General features: G+C 62.7%; 18 protein-coding genes. 15 read left to right on the top strand and 3 right to left on the bottom strand.

Translation table 11 applies throughout. The features are described 5' to 3' along the window. The first annotated feature begins 26 nt into the window (after nt 1-26). The 6 genes from AC1D1F_RS01870 (at nt 27) to AC1D1F_RS01845 (ending at nt 4,521) form a co-directional block, all read left to right on the top strand. Complete coding sequence (locus AC1D1F_RS01870; protein ID WP_477700638.1) at nt 27-917, top strand: dienelactone hydrolase family protein; 891 nt, start codon at nt 27-29, stop codon at nt 915-917. A gap of 191 nt (nt 918-1,108) precedes the next feature. Beyond that, nucleotides 1,109-1,876, top strand: a complete 768-nt coding sequence (locus AC1D1F_RS01865) for a basic amino acid ABC transporter substrate-binding protein (protein WP_436154207.1) — start codon at nt 1,109-1,111, stop codon at nt 1,874-1,876. Nucleotides 1,877-1,896: 20 nt separating this feature from the next. Then, nucleotides 1,897-2,664 carry an amino acid ABC transporter permease gene (locus AC1D1F_RS01860; RefSeq protein WP_436154206.1) on the top strand — a complete coding sequence of 256 codons (768 nt, stop codon included), beginning with the start codon at nt 1,897-1,899 and terminating at the stop codon, nt 2,662-2,664. Continuing rightward, a complete protein-coding gene (locus tag AC1D1F_RS01855; RefSeq protein ID WP_436154205.1) occupies nt 2,642-3,373 on the top strand; it encodes an amino acid ABC transporter ATP-binding protein in 732 nt (243 codons plus the stop codon). The genes AC1D1F_RS01860 and AC1D1F_RS01855 overlap by 23 nt, the downstream gene beginning before the upstream one ends. Nucleotides 3,374-3,423: 50 nt before the next feature. Continuing rightward, nucleotides 3,424-3,942 carry an O-acetyl-ADP-ribose deacetylase gene (locus AC1D1F_RS01850; protein ID WP_477678442.1) on the top strand — a complete coding sequence of 173 codons (519 nt, stop codon included), beginning with the start codon at nt 3,424-3,426 and terminating at the stop codon, nt 3,940-3,942. A 219-nt stretch (nt 3,943-4,161) separates the two neighbouring features. After that, the gene (locus AC1D1F_RS01845; protein ID WP_477697504.1) at nt 4,162-4,521 is read left to right on the top strand and encodes a hypothetical protein; all 360 of its coding nucleotides are present in this window, start codon (nt 4,162-4,164) and stop codon (nt 4,519-4,521) included. Nucleotides 4,522-4,550: 29 nt separating this feature from the next. On the opposite strand, the gene AC1D1F_RS01840 is transcribed toward AC1D1F_RS01845, so the two are convergent. Beyond that, complete coding sequence (locus tag AC1D1F_RS01840; protein WP_477678444.1) at nt 4,551-5,123, bottom strand: VTT domain-containing protein; 573 nt, start codon at nt 5,121-5,123, stop codon at nt 4,551-4,553. Nucleotides 5,124-5,332: 209 nt separating this feature from the next. On the opposite strand from AC1D1F_RS01840, the gene AC1D1F_RS01835 reads away from it, so the two are divergent. The 9 genes from AC1D1F_RS01835 to AC1D1F_RS01795 all read left to right on the top strand — a co-directional run bounded on the left by AC1D1F_RS01835 (nt 5,333) and on the right by AC1D1F_RS01795 (nt 12,846). Further along, a complete protein-coding gene (locus AC1D1F_RS01835) occupies nt 5,333-5,980 on the top strand; it encodes a hypothetical protein (RefSeq protein ID WP_477678445.1) in 648 nt (215 codons plus the stop codon). Nucleotides 5,981-6,002: 22 nt separating this feature from the next. Beyond that, nucleotides 6,003-6,650 (top strand): hypothetical protein, encoded by a 648-nt coding sequence (locus AC1D1F_RS01830; RefSeq protein ID WP_477696305.1) that lies wholly within the window; start codon nt 6,003-6,005, stop codon nt 6,648-6,650. Nucleotides 6,651-6,733: 83 nt separating this feature from the next. Then, nucleotides 6,734-7,393 carry a hypothetical protein gene (locus tag AC1D1F_RS01825; RefSeq protein ID WP_477677462.1) on the top strand — a complete coding sequence of 220 codons (660 nt, stop codon included), beginning with the start codon at nt 6,734-6,736 and terminating at the stop codon, nt 7,391-7,393. Next, a complete protein-coding gene (locus AC1D1F_RS01820; RefSeq protein ID WP_477677463.1) occupies nt 7,390-7,872 on the top strand; it encodes a hypothetical protein in 483 nt (160 codons plus the stop codon). Before AC1D1F_RS01825 ends, AC1D1F_RS01820 begins: the two co-directional genes overlap by 4 nt. Nucleotides 7,873-7,934: 62 nt before the next feature. After that, complete coding sequence (locus AC1D1F_RS01815) at nt 7,935-8,696, top strand: COG1470 family protein (RefSeq protein WP_477677464.1); 762 nt, start codon at nt 7,935-7,937, stop codon at nt 8,694-8,696. After that, nucleotides 8,693-10,783, top strand: coding sequence for an SdrD B-like domain-containing protein (locus AC1D1F_RS01810; RefSeq protein ID WP_477700637.1), 2,091 nt, complete (start codon nt 8,693-8,695; stop codon nt 10,781-10,783). Before AC1D1F_RS01815 ends, AC1D1F_RS01810 begins: the two co-directional genes overlap by 4 nt. Nucleotides 10,784-10,953: 170 nt before the next feature. Continuing rightward, nucleotides 10,954-11,553, top strand: a complete 600-nt coding sequence (locus tag AC1D1F_RS01805) for a cytochrome b/b6 domain-containing protein (protein ID WP_477677466.1) — start codon at nt 10,954-10,956, stop codon at nt 11,551-11,553. Nucleotides 11,554-11,582: 29 nt separating this feature from the next. After that, nucleotides 11,583-12,377 (top strand): molybdopterin-binding protein, encoded by a 795-nt coding sequence (locus tag AC1D1F_RS01800; RefSeq protein ID WP_477677467.1) that lies wholly within the window; start codon nt 11,583-11,585, stop codon nt 12,375-12,377. A gap of 109 nt (nt 12,378-12,486) precedes the next feature. Continuing rightward, nucleotides 12,487-12,846, top strand: coding sequence for a pentapeptide MXKDX repeat protein (locus AC1D1F_RS01795; RefSeq protein ID WP_477677468.1), 360 nt, complete (start codon nt 12,487-12,489; stop codon nt 12,844-12,846). 99 nt (nt 12,847-12,945) lie between these two features. Here AC1D1F_RS01795 and AC1D1F_RS01790 read toward each other — a convergent pair whose 3' ends face one another. Together AC1D1F_RS01790 and AC1D1F_RS01785 are read right to left on the bottom strand one after the other, a co-directional pair. Next, nucleotides 12,946-13,476 (bottom strand): calcium-binding protein, encoded by a 531-nt coding sequence (locus AC1D1F_RS01790; RefSeq protein ID WP_477677469.1) that lies wholly within the window; start codon nt 13,474-13,476, stop codon nt 12,946-12,948. Next, a complete protein-coding gene (locus AC1D1F_RS01785) occupies nt 13,392-18,722 on the bottom strand; it encodes a hypothetical protein (protein ID WP_477696303.1) in 5,331 nt (1,776 codons plus the stop codon). Before AC1D1F_RS01785 ends, AC1D1F_RS01790 begins: the two co-directional genes overlap by 85 nt. Nucleotide 18,723 lies beyond the last annotated feature (1 nt).

The following is an 18,723-nucleotide window of genomic DNA, read 5'->3' as shown; positions in this document are numbered from 1 at the left end:
ATGCTGGACTTTTTGCAGGAGCCGCCATGCCACTCAAGACTGCCCAGGACTTTGACCAGGAACTGCTGATTCTGTTTGACGCCTATGTGCACGGCACCCTGGACCGGCGCGGCTTCCTGGAACGCGCCCAGAAATTCGCCACCGCCGGCATGACGGCCACCGCCCTGCTGGCCGCCTTGAGCCCGAACTTTGCTGCGGGGCAGCAAATCCCCAAAGACGACAAGCGCCTGAAGACCGAGATGGTCAGCTACCCGTCGTCCGCCGGCACCGGCACCGTCAAGGGCTACCTCGCGAAGCCGGCCAACGCCACCGGCAAGCTGCCCACCGTGCTGGTCATCCATGAGAACCGGGGCCTGAACCCTCATATAGAAGACATCACGCGCCGCCTGGCGCTGGACAACTTCCTCGCCTTCGCGCCGGACGCCCTCACGCCCCTGGGCGGCTATCCCGGCGACGAGGACAAGGCGCGCGAATTGTTTGCCAAACTCGACCAGCGCAAGTGCACGGAGGACTTCGTGGCCGCCGTTACCTGGCTCAAAGCCAGGGACGACTGCAGCGGCAAGCTGGGCGTGGTCGGCTTCTGCTACGGCGGCGGCATGACACATACGCTGACCACCCGGCTGCCCGAACTCAATGCGGCCGTGCCCTTCTACGGCAACCAGCCCCCGGTGGAAGACGCCGCCAAGGTCAAAACCCCGCTGCTGATCCATTTCGCGGCGGTCGACGAGCGCATCAACGCCTCCTGGCCCGCCTACGAGGCGGCCCTGAAGGCGGCCGGCGCCAATTACACCGCCTACCAGTACCCCGGCACCCAGCACGGCTTCAACAACGACACCACGCCGCGCTACGACGCCACCGCCGCCAAACTGGCCTGGGAGCGCACGGTGGCGTTTTTCAACCGGCAACTCAGGGCCTGAGCGCCCCCGGGGCCCCCTTTTGGGGCCCCTCCTTGAGCTCTTTCCCCCTCCGCCCATCCCTCTCAGCGAAAACCCTGCCCGCCGGCCGCCGGGCACGGCTTTTGCAGGCGTTACCATTGGCTACTTTCGCTTTTTCGCCTCCCATGCGGGGCCGGCAAGCATTTTTCACCTCTCCTTTCCGGACAATCACCATGAACCTCCTGCACAAGATCGCCGCCACCGCCGGCCTGCTGACCCTCGCCTTCGGCGCCGCCCACGCCCAGAACAAGGAGCTGGTCGTCGGCTCCAGCGCCACCTACCGCCCTTTTGCCTATGAAAGCCCGACCAAAGAGATCGTCGGCTACGACGTGGACATGATCAAGGCCATCGCCCAAAAGGCCGGCCTGCAGATCAAGATCGTCAACACGCCCTGGACCGGCATCTTCGCGGCCCTCAACAACGGCGACGTCGACCTCGTCATCTCCGGCGTCACCATCAACGACAAGCGCAAGCAGTCCTACGACTTCACCACCCCCTACTTCGAGGCGCGCCAGCTGATCGCCGTGCACAGCAACAGCACGGCCAAGGGCCTGAAAGACCTGGCCGGCAAGAAGATCGGCGTGGTCACCGGCAGCACCGGCGACGACATGGCCTCGCGCGAGTTCGGCAAGACCAACCCTGACATCCGCCGCTTTGAAAGCACCCCCGTGGTGATCTCCGAGCTGGCCAACAACGGCCTGGACGCCGCCATCGGCGACAACGGCGTGATCGCCTTCCGCACCCAGGAACACAAGCAGCTCAAGACCGTGTCCGACGCCAGCTTCCCCAAGGAATACTTCGGCATCGTCGTGAAGCAGGGCAACAAGGCGCTGCTGGACAAGCTCAACGCGGGCCTCGCCGCCGTCAAGGCCGACGGCAGCTATGCCGCCATCTACAAGAAGTGGTTCCAGGCCGACGCACCCGCGTTGCCCGCGCAATAAACCGCTGAGGTTGTCCCCTTATGGAGCAAGTCCTCTGGTTCGGCTGGTTCAGGGCCGACATCATCGCCGAGTACAGCGTGCTGTTCTGGCGCGGCCTGCAGATGACCATCACGGTCACGCTGATCTGCATCGTGCAGGGCACCCTGCTGGGCCTGGCCGTCGGCATGGCGCGCGTGGCGGAGTCCCGCCACTCGCCCGCGCGCGAGATCTGCAAATACGCCCTGCGCTGGCCGTCCACCGTCTACGTGAGCTTTTTCCGCGGCACGCCGCTGTTCGTGCAGATCCTGCTGATCCACTTCGCCGTGCTGCCGCTGTTCATCAACCCGGCCGACGGCCTGGTCATCTCGGGTGAAACCGCGCGCAACATCAAGCAGAACTACGGCGCCTTCCTGTCCGGCATCGTGGCCCTCACGCTCAATGCCGGCGCCTACATCTCCGAGATCTTCCGCGCCGGCATCCAGTCCATCGACAAGGGCCAGGTCGAGGCGTCCCGTTCGCTGGGAATGTCCTTCCCCCGCACCATGTACCACGTCGTGCTGCCGCAGGCTTTCCGCCGCATGCTGCCGCCGCTGGGCAACAACGCGATCTCGCTGCTCAAGGATTCGTCGCTGATCTCGGCCATTGGTCTCGCCGAACTCGCCTACGCCGCGCGCACTGTCGCCGGCGCCTATTCACGCTACTGGGAACCCTACCTCACGATCTCCGTCATGTACTGGGTGCTGACGCTGGGCCTGGCTTACCTTGTCAAGAAACTGGAGGCTCGTTATGGACGAGGTGATTCGCGTTAAGCGCCTGACCAAGCAGTTTGGTCACACCCCGGTGCTGCGCGGTATCGACTGCGCCATCAAGGCCACCGAGGTCGTCTGCGTCATCGGCCCTTCCGGCTCCGGCAAAAGCACCTTTCTGCGCTGCCTCAACGGCCTGGAAGACGCCAGCGGCGGCGAGGTGCTGGTGCACGGCGTCTCGGTGCACGAACCCAAGACCGACGTCGACGCACTGCGCTCCGAGATCGGCATGGTGTTCCAGCGCTTCAACCTGTTCCCGCACAAGACCGTGCTGGAAAACATCACGCTGGCGCCCACCAAGGTGCGCAAGCTCACGGCGCTCGAAGCGCGCAACCGCGCCAGCGAACTGCTGGTCAAGGTCGGCCTGCTCGACAAGATAGACGCCTATCCCAACCAGCTTTCCGGCGGGCAGCAGCAGCGCGTGGCGATTGCCCGCGCGCTGGCCATGCAGCCGCGCATCATGCTGTTCGACGAACCCACCTCCGCGCTGGACCCCGAAATGGTCGGCGAGGTGCTGGCCGTCATGCAGGCGCTGGCCGAGGAAGGCATGACCATGGTCGTCGTCACGCATGAGATGGGCTTTGCCCGCCAGGTGGCCGACCGCGTGATGTTCATCGACGAAGGCCTGGTGATCGAAGAAGGCTCGCCTGCCGAAATCTTCGACAACCCCAAGGAAGAGCGCACCCGGCGCTTCCTGAGCAAGGTCTTGTGAGCCGGGGTCCGCATGCGCTGCGGGCCTCTTCTTCCCTTGGAGACTTCGCCATGACCGCCACCCTCAGGGCCGTCCAGGCCGACATCACCAAATTGCAGCTTGACGCCGTCGTCAATGCCGCCAATTCATCGCTGCTGGGCGGCGGCGGTGTCGACGGCGCGATCCACCGCGCCGCCGGCCCCGAGCTGGTCCATGAATGCCGGCTGCTGGGCGGCTGCAAAACCGGCGAGGCCAAGGCCACCAAAGGCTACAAGCTTCCCGCCAGATTCATCATCCACACGGTGGGCCCGGTCTGGCGCGGCGGCAATAACGGCGAGCCTGAATTGCTGGCGTCCTGCTACAGGCGCTGCATGGAAATCGCGGCCGCCAAAGGCCTCACCTCGCTGGCCTTCCCCAGCATCAGCACCGGCATCTATGGCTACCCGGTCGAATTGGCCGCCCAGGTCGCGGTGGCCAGCGTGCGCCAGGCCTTGCAGCAGCCCTCCTCCTTGAAGGAAGTGGTGTTCTGCTGCTTTTCGGCGCAAGACCTTGCGGTTTATGAGCGGCTGCTGGGTGATGCGGAGACTTGATGTTCTGATCCAAGACCTGGAGAGGCAAACTTTTTGAAAGCGGGCTACACCTGCTCGAGATGGCCGTTGGCTTCGGATTGATCACTACGGCGGCGATCGCCGTGGCCGTGGGGAAATTCATCCTTGCGGGGATCTTTCTGGCGCTTGCGCTGGCCGTGATGCTTCGCTTCATTCGCCGGCGGGCGCCCCACAAGCCCGGACCCTGACCCATCACAAGCCATGTGCAGCAATCCGGACTTTGTCTCCACCATGGCATTTGGCCTGGTAGTGCTCGCGGCCATTCCCTCGGGCGTGTTGCAACACCGCTTCGTGAAGTGCCTCGAGAAAACGCTCCCCGCCGTATGGACGGAACTCGGCTCCCGAAAAAAGATGTGGACCGAAGACGGCGACAAGCATTACGCAGCCGCCCAGCGCTTCCTTATCTGGGGAGAGTACAAATCGCTGAGCGATGAAGGACTGGTGAAGATGGGCGACCGTTCACGCACCGCTTTTTTTGTGTTTATCGCCTGCCTGGTGCTGTTCGGGTATTGCGCCGCCCTGACCCAAGGGACCCCACAACTGTCCTGCCTCTGGCGCTAGTTCAGTGCCTTGCGGCATCGCATGAGCTCTCAGTACCCTGGCACCTTGAGCATCCGCGCCAGGTAGTCAAAAAACACGCAGTACAGCGCGATCGGCAGCGGCAGGCCCAGCAGCGTGCCCAGCATGTAGTCGCGAAACTTCACGCCCGACATCGCCAGCGCATAGTTCAGCGCTGGCACCGTCTGCAGCAGCATGCGCAGCACCACGATGCTTGCCACCGGCCGCGCATCCAACTGCGCGAGCACCCGCTGCGTCCACTGCCCCTTGATCTGCCGCAAGGCGTCGCCGCCCAGCAGGCGTATCAGCCAGAAGGTAAAGGCACATGAAACCACCGCCGCGAGGTAGGTCGCCACGCCGCCCCAGACCTCGCCCAGCGCCAGCACCGCGGCAGCCAGGAATATCCAGCCGGGGATCTGGATCAGATTGCCCAGCGCGAACAGCGCGATAAAAATCAGCAGCCCGCTGGCCTCGTTGTCCAGGAACTTCTGGTGCAGAAACGCCAGGCTGAGGTTGTCGCGCAGGCCCGAAAGCTGGAACACCGCCAACAGCAGGCCCAGGAAGGCCAGCACGGCGAAGAGGCGCTTGTGTTTGTAGCGGTGCATCTGGGATCGAATGGTTTTGGCGGTGCCGGAGCTTGCTGCCGATTCTAGGCATCCAGCCTCAACACTTGCGCACCAACTAATTCGACATAAAAAAAAGGCAAAGATTGTCTTTGGGCGGACTATTGCTTACAACTTCGCAACAAATTTCACTAACCTCACATCAGCGCTCACTCATTGTTTGCCGTTTTCAATTTCAACCGAGGAGTTTTGTGAAAAAAGTCATTGCACTCAGTGCCATGAGCCTCGCCGGCTTGCTGACCACGCCAGCCACGGCCGAATCCACCTTCACCACCCCCGCCACGACCGGCTCGACAGCGACGGCACGCCTGGACTTCACCATTGTCATTCCGCAAGTCCTGTTTTTGCGCGTCGGCACCAGCGCCGGCAATACCTCGACGACGGCCACCGTTGACGCGACCACGTTCACAGTGCCCGCCGCCAATGTGGGCGACGCCAGCGTCATTGCCGGTGTCGGGGGCGACCTGACCTTGGGCGCCGTGACGGTGCGCGTTTACGGCAACGGCGGCAATATCAGCCTGAACTCCACCACCACCGGCCCCCTGACGACCGGCACTGCCGGCGAAACCATTGCCTGGAGCCAGATCAGCGTGGCGGGCGCGGCCCTGGCGGCCACCACGTCCGGCTTTACCAATGCCTCTATCACCCACCCCGCCTTCAACACCGGCGCTTCCGGTGGCGCCGGCACAGCCTCTACCCTGACGGCCACCAACCGCCTGGTCCGCGTCGAAGGCAAGTGGACTTATAGCTACCTCAATGCAAACATTCCCGCCGCCGGCACCTATGGCGGCACCATCGCCAAAAACGGCCGCGTCACCTACACCGCCACCCAACTCTAACTTCTTGAACAGGGAAATCATGATGAAAAAGATACTTCTTGCCAGCCTTTTGAGCCTCGCCGGCGTGCTGACGGCGCCCGCTCACGCTGAATCCACCTACACCGCTCCGGCCATCGTCGGTTCAACCGCCGCTGCGCGCGTGGACGTGACGATCATCATCCCGCAGGTGCTGTTCCTGCGCGTCGGCACCAGCACCGGCAATACGGCCACTGACGGCACCGTTGACGCCACCACCTTTACGGTGCCCGCTGCCAATGTGGGCGATGCCAGCGTCATTGCCGGTGTCGGCGGCGACCTGACCTTGGGCGCCGTGACGGTGCGCGTTTACGGCAACGGCGGCAACATCAGCCTGAACTCCACCACCACCGGCCCCCTGACGACCGGCACTGCCGGCGAAACCATTCCCTGGAGCCAGATCAGTGTCGCGGGCGCGGCCCTGGCGGCCACCACGTCCGGCTTCACCAACGCCTCTATCACCCACCCGGCCTTCAACACCGGCGCTTCCGGCGGCACCGGCACGGCCGCCACCCTGACGGCCACCAACCGCCTGGTCCGCGTCGAAGGCAAGTGGACTTACAGCTACCTCAATGCAAACATTCCCGCCGCCGGCACCTATGGCGGCACGATCGCCAAAAACGGCCGCGTCACCTACACCGCCACCCAGCTCTGATCTTTCACCTTATTCCTAAAAAAATGGCCTCCTCCGTGAGGCCATTTCCTTGATCCCGCCCTGAACAGCTTAAAGCGACGCCCATGCGCCCCCTTGCCTTCGCATCGCCTTTTCGCTGCGGTACACCGGTCGCGCGCAGCGGGCTCATCGGCATCGGCAGCGCCTTGCTGTGCACCGCTGTCCAAGCCTTTTCCTTCAGCATTACACCCGGTACCCGTTCACTGTTTCTGCAAGTAGGTTCCGGCGCCATGACGGGGGGAAACTTCAACTCAGGCGGCACGCCCGGCAACAACGCCACCATCAACAGCGTCAGTGTCACTGTTCCAGCAGCCAATCTGGGTGGCGGCTCCATTGCCATGACCAGCGATAGCACCGTGGCGACGAGTCCCTACGATGGCCGCGCGTTTTGCACGATACCCGCACAGGTCTATGTCGGCGGCTTCTACCGCGCGCCGGGTTCGGCCACCAACGCTACCCTCAGCGCGACAACGCCGGCGTCGCTGGTGAACGCCAGCGGAAACAGCATTCCTTTCAGCACGGTGTCATGGGTTTCAGCCGGCACATCCGACGCGGCGCCGACCATCTCCAGCGGCACATTTGTCGGTGGCGCATCGCAAACGCTGTTGAGCATCGCACGCAACACCTGGTTTGAAAGCTGCCTGCAGTTCAGCTACGCCAATGCGCAGTTCGTGGGCTCAGGCAGCTTCACGGGCAGGGTCAGCTACACCCTGACGGCGCCATGATGATCAAGCCATCGCGCCTGGCGCGAATCATCCTCGCGACAGGCCTGCTGGCGGCGGGCCTGATCACCCAGCAATGCGCGCTAGCCGGCACAACGCGTGTGGACGATAGCGGCACCGTCGTCAGCCAGGGCGTTGTCCCCATGCGCTGGCGGCAACTGGTTCCAGGCCGCGGGGCCGACAACTCGGTCGAGGCCGGCGTGCGCGTGGCCCTGCGCCTGAACCTGTCGCGCTGGCTGAACCAGCCCGTCAAACTTTATATGGGGCTGGCACCGGTGGCAGGCGAACCCGTCCATGCCGCGTGGCGTACCCAAGGCCGCCTGCTGCCGGGAACCGTCCGCTCGGGCGCGCGCACGCTGGTTTTTGAAGGAGCCGGCGTGGCGTCACTCGAAGAGACCCTCGAGCTGACGCTCAGGACCGACGGCAGGGCATTGGTGTCGCCGCAGTCGCTGCAGTTTTATTTTGAGGTGGATACCCCATGACCAATCCCCGGTTGGCGCCCGTCCGGTGCTGCGCGATGGGCCTTTTTTTCTTTGCGATGATATTGATCACATCCAACGCCGCGGCCGGTGAGTTCGCGCTGGCAGTATCTCCCCCGCGCTTTGAACTCGAACTCAAACCCGGTGAGCGAAGCCGGCAGGTCATCGAAATCACCAATGTGTCGCCCACCTCCGCCAGCTTCGGCATCAAGACGGCCGACTGGCGCCTTGGAGCGGACAACGCGGCCACCTTCTCCGACGAACTGCAGCCCGGCAGTTGCCGGCCATGGGTCGCCATCGAGCGGCGCGAGCTCATCATGGCGGGCGGGCGGCCCTACCGTTTCCGTTTCGAAATCGACGTCCCACCCGACACCCCAGCCGGGGAGTGCCGTTTTGCCATCTTGCTCGAAGGCCAGGAGCAGCTCACCCGCATGGAGTCCGGTCCGCCCATCCCGTTTTCAGTCCGCCTGGGCATCGTGGTCTATGTGGCCGTCGGCGGCGCCGCACCGGATTTGAGCATCGCCGGGGCGTCAGTCCAGGCCGTGAACGGCCAGCCCACACCCGTCCTGCAAATACGCAACAAGGGCACGGCCCACGGCCGCGTCGGCGGCTTCCTGAGCGGCACGGACGCGTCAAACACCGCGCTCGAATTCTCGCCCGCCAACACCCCGATACTGCCCGGCGAAACACGCAGCATTGCCCTGAATGCGACGAGCCCCGGCGACCAGGACAGCACTGCGACCATCCGCTTTCCCGTCACAGTGCGCGGAAAGCTCGAATGGGGCAAGGGCAAGACACACAACTTCGAACAGCGCTTCGCGCCATGAAAGGGCAGGCGCATTCGCCCGCCGCCCTCCTGCTTCTTTTCACGCCATGGTGCCGCCGCGGCCTCGCGGGCCTGGGCATGCTCTTCACAAGCGCCGCGGCGCTGGGCCAGCCGGCAAGCACGCAGGCTGCAGGCTCTTACGTTGACCGTGTCATGGACGGCCAGCCCGGCCTCGACGGCGGCCTCCAACTCAAAGCCAGCGAGTACAACGAAACCGGCTGGCCGCGAAGCTGGCACGCGGACTACGCCGTCTTCAAGCAATCAGGAAACGGAAACACCGCAACCCGCGCACTGGACCTCGGCGGGTTCATGGAAACGCCCAATCACGGCGCCCTGTCCGTCCATGCCAGCCTGTCCCGGCAAGGCTCCGGCGCATCGAGTGGCCGGGCGCAGGGCGGCGACAGCGATTGGCGCATAGACCAGCGTGCCTTGCCGCTCGACGGTGGATGGCTTGCCAACCACAACGCCGGCAACATCAACACCACCGGTACCCGGCTGGCGCGCGGCACGGGCCGGGTGTCCATACCGTCAACCCCGATCCACGGCGTGGGCGGCCAGTGGTACCTCGCTGATTCCATAGCCCTCAACGCGGCAACCGGCCGCACCGGCCTCTTCACCGGCTTCAACAGCAACGGATTTGAAAGCTCGGCAAGCAGCATCACGTCGGCAGGCGCGCAATTTCGCCTGCCCGCCGGCAAGGCGGCCAAAACGGGTGAGCGCAGCGACGTGGCATTCCAGCTGATCACCGGCAAGGACATTCCAGACAGCGCGGGCGCCGGCATCAGCCAAAACACCAGCGCCTGGTTCGCCGCCGCCTCTTGGGAGGGGCCGTCCCCCTGGGGATCCGGCCTGGCCGCCGGCTACGGTACGGCCAACGAACGTGTTGGCGGCCTGCGCCTGCAGGGCAATATGGTGCAAAGCACGGCCACACAGAGCGGTGGCGCAACCGGCCTCTGGCTCGACGCCGCCTGGCGCACCGAACGCTGGCGCCAGTCCGCAGGCGTTTTCCGCTTCGAGCCCAATTTGCGCTGGGGCGCCACAGGGCTGGCCGGCGACCTGCAGGGACTGTATTGGCAAGGCGACACCGCCACACGCCAGTGGCAGGCCGGGTTTGCCGCCGAACTGAGCGACACCGTCAGCGGCGGCCAGCTGGCCGGTGGTGCTTCCGGGCGCAGCGCGTTCGTCAACCTGAACGGCCGCTACCTGCTGGACATCAGCAACACCGTCGGGGCCGCTTTGAGTTTTCGCACCACCACCAGCCCGGGCCAGGCCGTCCAGCTGTCATGGAACCGCAACGGCGACTGGGGCCAGACGCAGTGGCGGGCCGACCTGGCCAAGGCCTCCGGCGGCGCGCACACCCTGCGCCTGGGCGTCGACCACAGCTGGCCCGTGCTGTGGACGGCCCTTCTCAGCACCTCACTGGCCCTGGAGCGCATACGCGGGAGCGCCAATCCCACCAGTGGATTGGTCTGGGGCGTGCTCGGCACCGTGTCGCCCTGGCCCCAATGGTCGCTGGATGCCTCCCTGCGCGGCACGCGCGGCAACGGCGGCGAATCACTCAACGCCAACGTCGGCCTGAACTGGCAGGCTTCCGCCGGATGGTCGCTGGCCTTGCGCTACACCGAGTCGCGCGGCCGGGAAACCCCGCAGGCGCTGGTCGTCTCGGCCCTGACCGCGGCAACGCTACAACCGGTGGCCAACACCCAGGCCAACCGCAGCATCCAGTTACTGCTGCGCTACCAGGACCATGCCGGAGTGCCGACCGCGCCGCTGGGCGGCCTGCCCGGAACCGGCGCCGGCAGCCTGGCCGGCACCGTGTTTTTTGACGCCGACGCCAACGGCCGGCGCGAAGCTTCCGAAGGCGGCGTGCCCGGCGTCACCGTCATGCTTGACCGGCGCTACGTGACGCAAACAGACGCCCAGGGCCGCTATGAATTCCCGTCGGTCGCCGCCGGCGAACACCTGCTCGAGATCTCCCCGGACAACATTCCCCTGCCCTGGAGCCCAACGCTTCGCGATCCCCTCAAAACCACGGTCCGGGTCCGCCAGGCCCAGCTCGTGGACTTCGCCGTGCAACGCGAGCGCTGATCCAGCCTCACTTGCCGGCGCAAGTTTCCTTGCCCGCAAATAAATACCAGGGGACTGTAAGAAAAGCGCGCCCCGCCCGACCAAACCTCAACGCGCAACAACTTCGCGGCCGCAATACCCGCCCTCTCACGGGGACAGCGAGCTTTGCGGGTAACTTTAAGGAGCACTTGATGAATACAGGCAAACAACAAGCCATACACCCAGCCTGGCTGCGCGCCATGCACTGGCTTAACGCGCTGGCCGTCGTCGTGCTGATGATGAGCGGCTGGCGCATCTACAACGCCACCGCCTTCCTGGGCTTCGCGATTCCCAAAGACCTCACCCTGGGCGGCTGGCTGGGCGGCGCCCTGCAGTGGCACTTCGCCGCCATGTGGCTGCTGTTCTTCAACGGCATCCTCTACCTGGCCTTCAACCTCTTCACGCGGCGGCTGTTCCACAAATTCTTTCCGCTTTCCATCAAAGGCATCGCGGCCGACCTGCTGGCCGCCCTCAAAGGCAAGCTGGCCCACGCCGACCCGCGCCACTACAACATGGTGCAGCGCCTGGCTTACCTTTTTGTAATGGCCGACAGCGTGCTCATCGTCGTGTCCGGCCTGGTGCTGTGGAAGTCGGTGCAATTCCCGCTGCTGCGTGAATTGATGGGTGGTTATGAAGGCGCGCGCCTCGTCCACTTTTTTGCCATGGCCGCGCTGGCCGGCTTTGTCGCCGTGCACCTGGTCATGGTGGCCCTGGTGCCCAAAACGCTGGTCTACATGCTGCGCGGCCGCTGATCAATTCCCGCAAGCCTCAAGGAACAAACATGAATATCCAACGCCCCAGGCGCCTCACCCACATCGACGGTGACGCCATCCTTCAAGAAGCCGTGGACCGCATCGCCACAGCAAACAAGCTCTCCCAGGCCCGCCGCAACTTCCTGCGCGGCTCCCTCACCCTCGGCGGCCTGGCCATGCTGAGCGGCTGCATGCTCGACGACAGCGAATCCGTCAACACCGCCCTCACCCGCATCTCGCGCCTCAACGACGACGTGCAGGCATCACTGTTCGACCCGAACCGGCTGGCGCCCACTTATCCCGATTCCATGATCACGCGGCCTTTTCCCTTCAACGCCTACTACGGCGAAGACGAGGTGCGCGAAGTCGAGGAAGAAAGCTATCGCCTTGAAGTCGCCGGCCTGGTCGCCGACAGGCGCAAATGGTCGCTGCCCGAACTGCGCGCCATGCCCCAGGCCGACCAGGTCACGCGCCACATCTGCGTCGAAGGCTGGAGCGCCATCGGCAAATGGGGCGGTGTGCCCTTCTTTCACTTTTTGCGCAAGGTCGGCGCCGACACGACAGCCAAATACGTCGGTTTCAAATGCGCCGACGACTACTTCACCAGCATAGACATGGCCACCGCCCTGCACCCGCAGACCCTGCTCGCGTTGACGTATGACGGCCAGGTGCTGCCGCCCAAATACGGTTTCCCCATGAAGCTGCGCATGCCCACCAAGCTCGGCTACAAGAACCCCAAACACATCCAGGCGATTTTTGTCACCAACACCTACCCTGGCGGCTACTGGGAAGACCAGGGCTACAACTGGTTCGGAGGTAGCTGAGCCCGCTCAGAGACCCCGCAACGCCGGCAAGGCATTCATGTATCTCTCCAGCCCTTGCCGTTTTTTTTCAAAACCTTTCCAACACTCTTTCATCAAGGACAACATCATCATGAACATCAACACCAAAACTTTGACCACCGCCCTTCTCTCCGCCTGCCTGTTCGCCGCCGGCGGCAGCGCCCTGGCGCAGGACGCCATGAAAAAAGACGCCATGGGCAAAGATGCCATGAGCAAAGATGCCATGGGCAAAGATGCCATGGGCAAGGACGCCATGGCCAAGGATGGCATGAAGAAAGATGCCATGGGCAAGGACGCGATGGGTAAAGACGCCATGGGCAAGGACGCGATGGCCAAAGACGGCATGAAGCACGACGACAAGATGGCCAAAAAAGACAAGATGAAGAAGGATCACATGTCCAAGGACGGCATGAAAAAAGACGCCATGGGCAAGGACGAGATGAAGAAATAAGGCGTACAAGCCACGGAGCGGGCAGGGGCCGGGCCCTACGGGCAAGCCCCCGCTCATTCCTCTATTACGGCCCTTGCACCAGCCGCAAGGGCCGCCCATTCACTGCCAGTTAGCGGCCAGCACAGGAAATATCACTGTCTGGTAATTCGACAGCAGTGCGCTTGTGGACATCGGCGTACCGACAAAGGCCGCCATGGCTTGGACCAGTTTGTCCACATTGGAGTCCGACAGGGTTTTTCCGTCGCCTGATTTGAACTGCTCCACATGATGAGCATTGCCATCCCGGTACCAGCCGTCGATCGTCACCTTGTCGTCGCTGCCTAGGGCGCTGACTTCCAGGTTGTCGGAAACCCGGCGCAAAAACAGTTCGTTGGCCCTGATATTGGAGAACTTCAGCACATCCGTGTTGCCGGGCGTTGTATCGTTTTCCTTCACCACGTCCCGGCCCCATCCGCGTCCGAATATGTAGGAATCCGAACCCTTCCCACCGACCAGAGTGTCGGCGCCTACGCCGCCCTCAAGGTAATCGTTGCCATCCTGGCCGTTCAACTCGTCATCGCCATCCTCGCCGTAGAGCGTATCGGCGCCGGCATCGCCGTATAGCTTGTCATTGCCTCCACCACCCAACAAGGTGTCGTTACCTTCCCGATATCTATACGGGTCAACTTCGGGTTGCCCGCCAAGTCCTTGTAAGACGGGTTGAGGCTGCTGCCCGGCGCGGGGAAGTCCTGATTGAACGGTGTTTCCGAGATGTAGACGCGCAGGTTGTCGCTAAAGAGCGGCGTGCCATCCCGGCCCCACAGGGCGATCGAGTCGATGTACTGCACGCTGTCCAGCTTCAGCTCGATATAGGCCTTCTTCGTTCCATACGCATAAGCAACATTACTTCCGGTGGACAGTTCTCCGTTCCACGCGCCACCAACCTTGGCATTCGTGAGTGCACCAGGGTTGTTGCCTTCGTCGGCAACGAATCCCTCGTCGGCGCCGGACGTACTCGCGATCTCGGCGGCCACGTTCTTGCCTCCGGCAAACACTTTCAGTTCGGTCAACGACAGGTGAAGCGACCCAAGGACATTTGGCGCATCATCGTTGTGGTAAATGCGGATGTACTGGCCCTTGGCCCCAACAGCCGCAAAGGTGCCGTCCAGGGTTTTGACCACCGTGCCATTGCCCAGGCCCTTGCCGTCGGCATCCAGTTTGGCCACGATGCCGGTTGTGGCCAGCCCCCTCAGGTCGGTGCCGCTGTAGTCCGCCGTGTCGCGGCCGGCCCCGCCATCGAGCGTGTCGCTCACGGCCTCAATGTCCTGCTCTATCTCGTCGTCGCCGTCGCCGCCGCTGACGCTGTCAAAGCCAGCCTCGCCGGCCAGGTCATCGTTGCCGGCACCGCCGATGACGGTGTCCTTGCCTTCGCCGCCCATCAGGATGTCGTCGCCGCCATTGCCGGCCAGCACGTCGTTGCCGGCGTCTCCGTCCAGCGCATTGGCGTTGTCGTCGCCGGTCAGGCTGTCTTTGAGGCGCGTGCCCGTCACGCCCTCGATGCCGATCAGCACGTCATACACACTGAAAGTGGTCCCGTCGGCGGTTCCCCGGTACTTGACGGCCTGGCCGGTCAGCAGGTTGACGTCAATGCCCACCTCCGTTCCCGCGCCATCGGCGCCGGTGCGGGTAGCCCCGGGGAAGATGGTGAAGCCGTAGTTCACGGTGTCGGCGCCCTCGCCGCCGTCCAGCGTGCTCCAGACGCCCGAACTGCCGGCGGTATAAGCGTCGATGTCCTGCTGGATCATGTCGTTGCCGTCTCCGCCCTGGATGCTGTCCTTGCCGCCGTCTCCGCTCAGCGTGTCATTACCGGCGCCGCCATCCAGGTTGTCGTCACCGTCGCCGCCTTGCAGCTCGTCATTGCCGGCCCCGCCTATGAGCACGTCATCGCCTTCATTGCCTACCAGTGCGTTGGCGTTGCCGTCGCCCGTCAGGCTGTCGGCCAGTTTTGTGCCCACCAGGTTCTCGATGCTGGTCAGCGTGTCGTATACCGTCGTGGCGGTGCCTGCGGCAATCGCCGCCAGGTCGATCTTCAGCACCGCGGAATTGCCCGCCAGGTCGGCGTAGGCCGTGGGCGAGGATACGGCGGGCCTGGTGTCCGACACGTACACCCGCAGATTGCTGTTCGCGCCGGCATAACCGGACGCGCCCCACAGCGCGATCGAGTCGATGTCGTAGGAGTCACCGAGGTCCACGTCGATATCTTTTCCATCTCCGCCGTACAAGGTGTCGGCGCCGCCGCTGCCGTCAATGGTGTCGTCGCCGGCGGCGCCGGACAGCGCGTTGCCGCCACCGTTGCCCGTCAGGCTGTCGCCCAGCTCCGTGCCGATGAGGTTTTCAATGCCGATCAGCGTATCGGTGAAGAGCGATACGGATCCAGCGCCCACTTTCGCGACGTCGAATTGGGCGACATCGGAATCGACCTCAAGGTTGTAGTAAGTCTGATGACGATTTGACGGAAAAGGGCTATCCGATACATAGACCCGTAAATTGTTGCTCCACTCCGGCTGGCCTGCATTCCCCCACAGGGCGACTGAGTCAATCGCATACGACGCACCGAGATCGAGCTCGATGTATATCCCAAAAGCGTCGTCCTCATTGAGAATGCGGCCCGCCTTGGCGACGACCGGCTCAGCGCCGCTCCCAAAACGGCCATCGGTGAGCGCCTTGTCATTAATTGCGGAATCAAAAGTCACCTTCTGAAAGGGCACGTCATCGTGATAAAACGGGGATTGCTGATCGGCATTCACCGCGATACTTTTTCCGGCAGCCCGGTTGACTCCACCGCTAAACACTTTCAATTCCGTCAACGACAGGGTTGTCGAGTTATACGGATAGATGAGATATCTGGGCGGGAACTCAGCGGGAGACAGATAGGCACCCGGCTGGATATGGTAAATGCGGATATAACGGCCTGTCGCATTGATGCCCACGTTGGTGGCCGCAAAGCTGTTTTGTGTGATTGTTTCATGGTAGGACTCGAGGCCGTTCACATCCTTTGTCACGATACGGTACCCATCCTTCAACTCACTGTGGATGGAGATGCCTCTGCCTTTCAAATCGTTGTAGTCAACGGTATCCTCATCCCCCCCTCCATCAAATTTCATCGCCGAAGCATTGGCAATCACAGTGTCGTTACCGAATCCACCATTGACTGTTATCGGCAATCCCAACACCTTCGTGTTGTCCCGGTCCGCGACATGGGTCACCACGTTCCTCAAATCCATGGTGCTTGACGCATTGCCGTCATTGATGGTCCAGCCCTTATTGGTGACGGTATACGCATTACCGTTCTCAGCGGTGATCTTCAGGGTGGTTACATTGGTCTTCCCGCCCACCGCCACCGTTGTGCTCGTCTCTTTGCCCGGCGCCAGCAAAGGATTGAGAAAGGTTATCAATTGCTTGCGGAGATACGGGGCCGTGCCATCGGCATCCAGGTCCAGCACGCCCGTTACCGCGTTAATTCTCAAAGACGCATCGGGCCTCGAAATACCGTCACGAAACCGCTTGATATAGGCTTTTGCGGTCACCACATCCACGGAGCTGCGGGTCAACGCCGCCAGCTCCATGGCTTGCGGCGACATCGTCTGGGTGTCCACCCACACCACACTACTACCCTCCCCGAGGTTTGCCTGCAGCCCCGTCAGATATACGCTAAGTTCCGCCGAGTCGGAAAGCAACGCATGCTGCGCGTTCAGGCTGTTTTCGAAATAAGCTACCGCGCCTCTTCGCGAAGCGTCGTTGGGGTCGACGTAGTCGCGGATAGCATTGACAGCCTTCTCCACCGCTATTCGGATAAAACCATACTCCGCGATCCTGAATATCGCGGTGACTACCGTGACCGCGAGGCCTACGGGAATGGCTAAGGGAGCGCCGACGCCGCTGACCACGCAGGCAGCCACGGCCAACGAGCCAACGATGTCCAGAAACGCGCTTCCCGCGAAAATACCGGCTTGCACTGCAGTTTTGTCACGGTAAAAATTCGCGAGCAGGCCGTGACCGGCATAGCCGACGGAGTTCAGTTTGTCGAGATCGGCGGCATACTCGCCTTGCTTGGCCAGGGCGTAAATCTCCAGCGGGCTGATCGCTAAAAGTAAGCCGGCCGAAGCCGTTAACGCCATGGGTCCCATCAAAGCCCTGTGGCGCACGACACGTATCATGTTTCCAGTAGCTGCATCCAGCACGGAGGGGTATGCGATGCCTCTGCCCACCGCTTGCGCCAGCCAGACATTGCCGCCGATCTGCAGACCGGCGCCCAAAAACTGGGCTGTAACCTCCGCCGCCATAACCCCTTTTTGTTCGCTGGTGAGCTTGTCACTGCCCCAGTAGGGCGCCAGCGCAAAGATACCTGCCAACCCATTGACAAGCCCGCCTCCATAGGTACCCAGACGGCCATAAATCTTGCTTGTGTTCGCGTCCCATCTGCTTTTTTTGGGGGTGCGAGTCTGGCCTAGCGCCAAAGGCCCGATGAGTTCATCATTGCCAAGGACAAAACCAGGGTCTTTGACCAAAATCTTGCCAAAGCTGTCCAGCGCCTTGAAACCATTGGCGCCGATGTTGGCCAGGGCACCCACCAGCCCAAAAATCGCTGACGTAACCTCCGCGCCACTCCTGTCACCGTCTTTTTTCGCGGCGGCGTTATTGATCTGCCATATCGCCACCCCCACGGCCAACACCGCATTGAGCGTAAAAGTAGCGCTGCCGACGGCGCCGCCCCAGTTACGGTAATTTTTTACGTTGTTACGCATTGGTGCGGTGACGGGATCCAGACGAGTGAATGAACCTACGGCGGAGGGTGCGGCCGGTGCCACCATGGGCACGGCTGCGGGTACGGCCGCGGCTCCGCTCACGCCTGGAGGTACGCGCCCGGGCACGGTTCCGGACCCACCCGCGCCTGGGGGCACGAGCCCAGGCACGGTTCCGGACCCACTCACGCCTGAAGGTGCAAGCGCGGGCCCGGTTCTGCCAATCACGGGTTGGAAGTTTGGCCCCAAGTCCAGGATAAAGCCGTTCGCTAACAACTGGTAATAGCGCCCAGTCATCTGATTCCTATAGGGGAGACCTACGGCCCCCGTGGCGATGACTTTCCATACGCCGTCGCTCGGATCTAGCTGGTACACATGATCACTATCCCAACCCAGATTCCCCAGCCGCCGCTGCACCATGTATGAGGCAGGCAAAGGAACTCCGGGAGCAAACTGTACCGGTAAAAGGTTAGCATTCGGCACCTGCTGAGCGAGGTCAATCTGCGGCACTATCTGAGAGAAAACTTGGAATGCGGGTACGCCAGCTGGTTGAGCTGGTTGAGCTGGTCGAGCTGGTCGAGCTGCAGCTGCTGGCGCAGCTGCCGGGCCAATTCCTGCCCCGGCAACTGCAGCGGTGTAAGGCACGCGCCCAAACCGCTTCGCCGACCATCGCAAGTCATTTGCAAACGCAAGCAGCGTCTCGTCCAAAGCATTGATGACGGAACGAAGCAGAATCATGCTCGCAAGCGCCCGATCGGCAGGATCTTCCGCACCGAACTGGGTCCGGTTGGCGGCATAGCCCACACCTTTTATCGCCGTCGAGGCCCAGTAATATTGCGACATCTGGTTCGTCTGCGACTCGTACAGATAATCCAGTACATCGCTGTGCTTGCCCATAGCTATGGCCGGCTTCTTGTAGAGGTTCTCCAACCCGGACAAGGTGTAACACCGGTACACCAGATTCAGCGCCCTGTCGGTGTTGTTGTAGGCCGCATAGGGATTGACCGGGTCCATGAGTTTTTTGTACACACTCATTTGAGAGCGCCCCTTGGCTGCGTCGAGTATGGCTTGGAGTGTTGCTTTGGAAGTGGCCATG

This window comes from Polaromonas sp. P1_H6 (assembly GCF_056405195.1).
The sequence above is the reverse complement of the archived record's forward strand: the minus strand, read 5'-3'. Positions and strand labels throughout refer to the sequence as shown.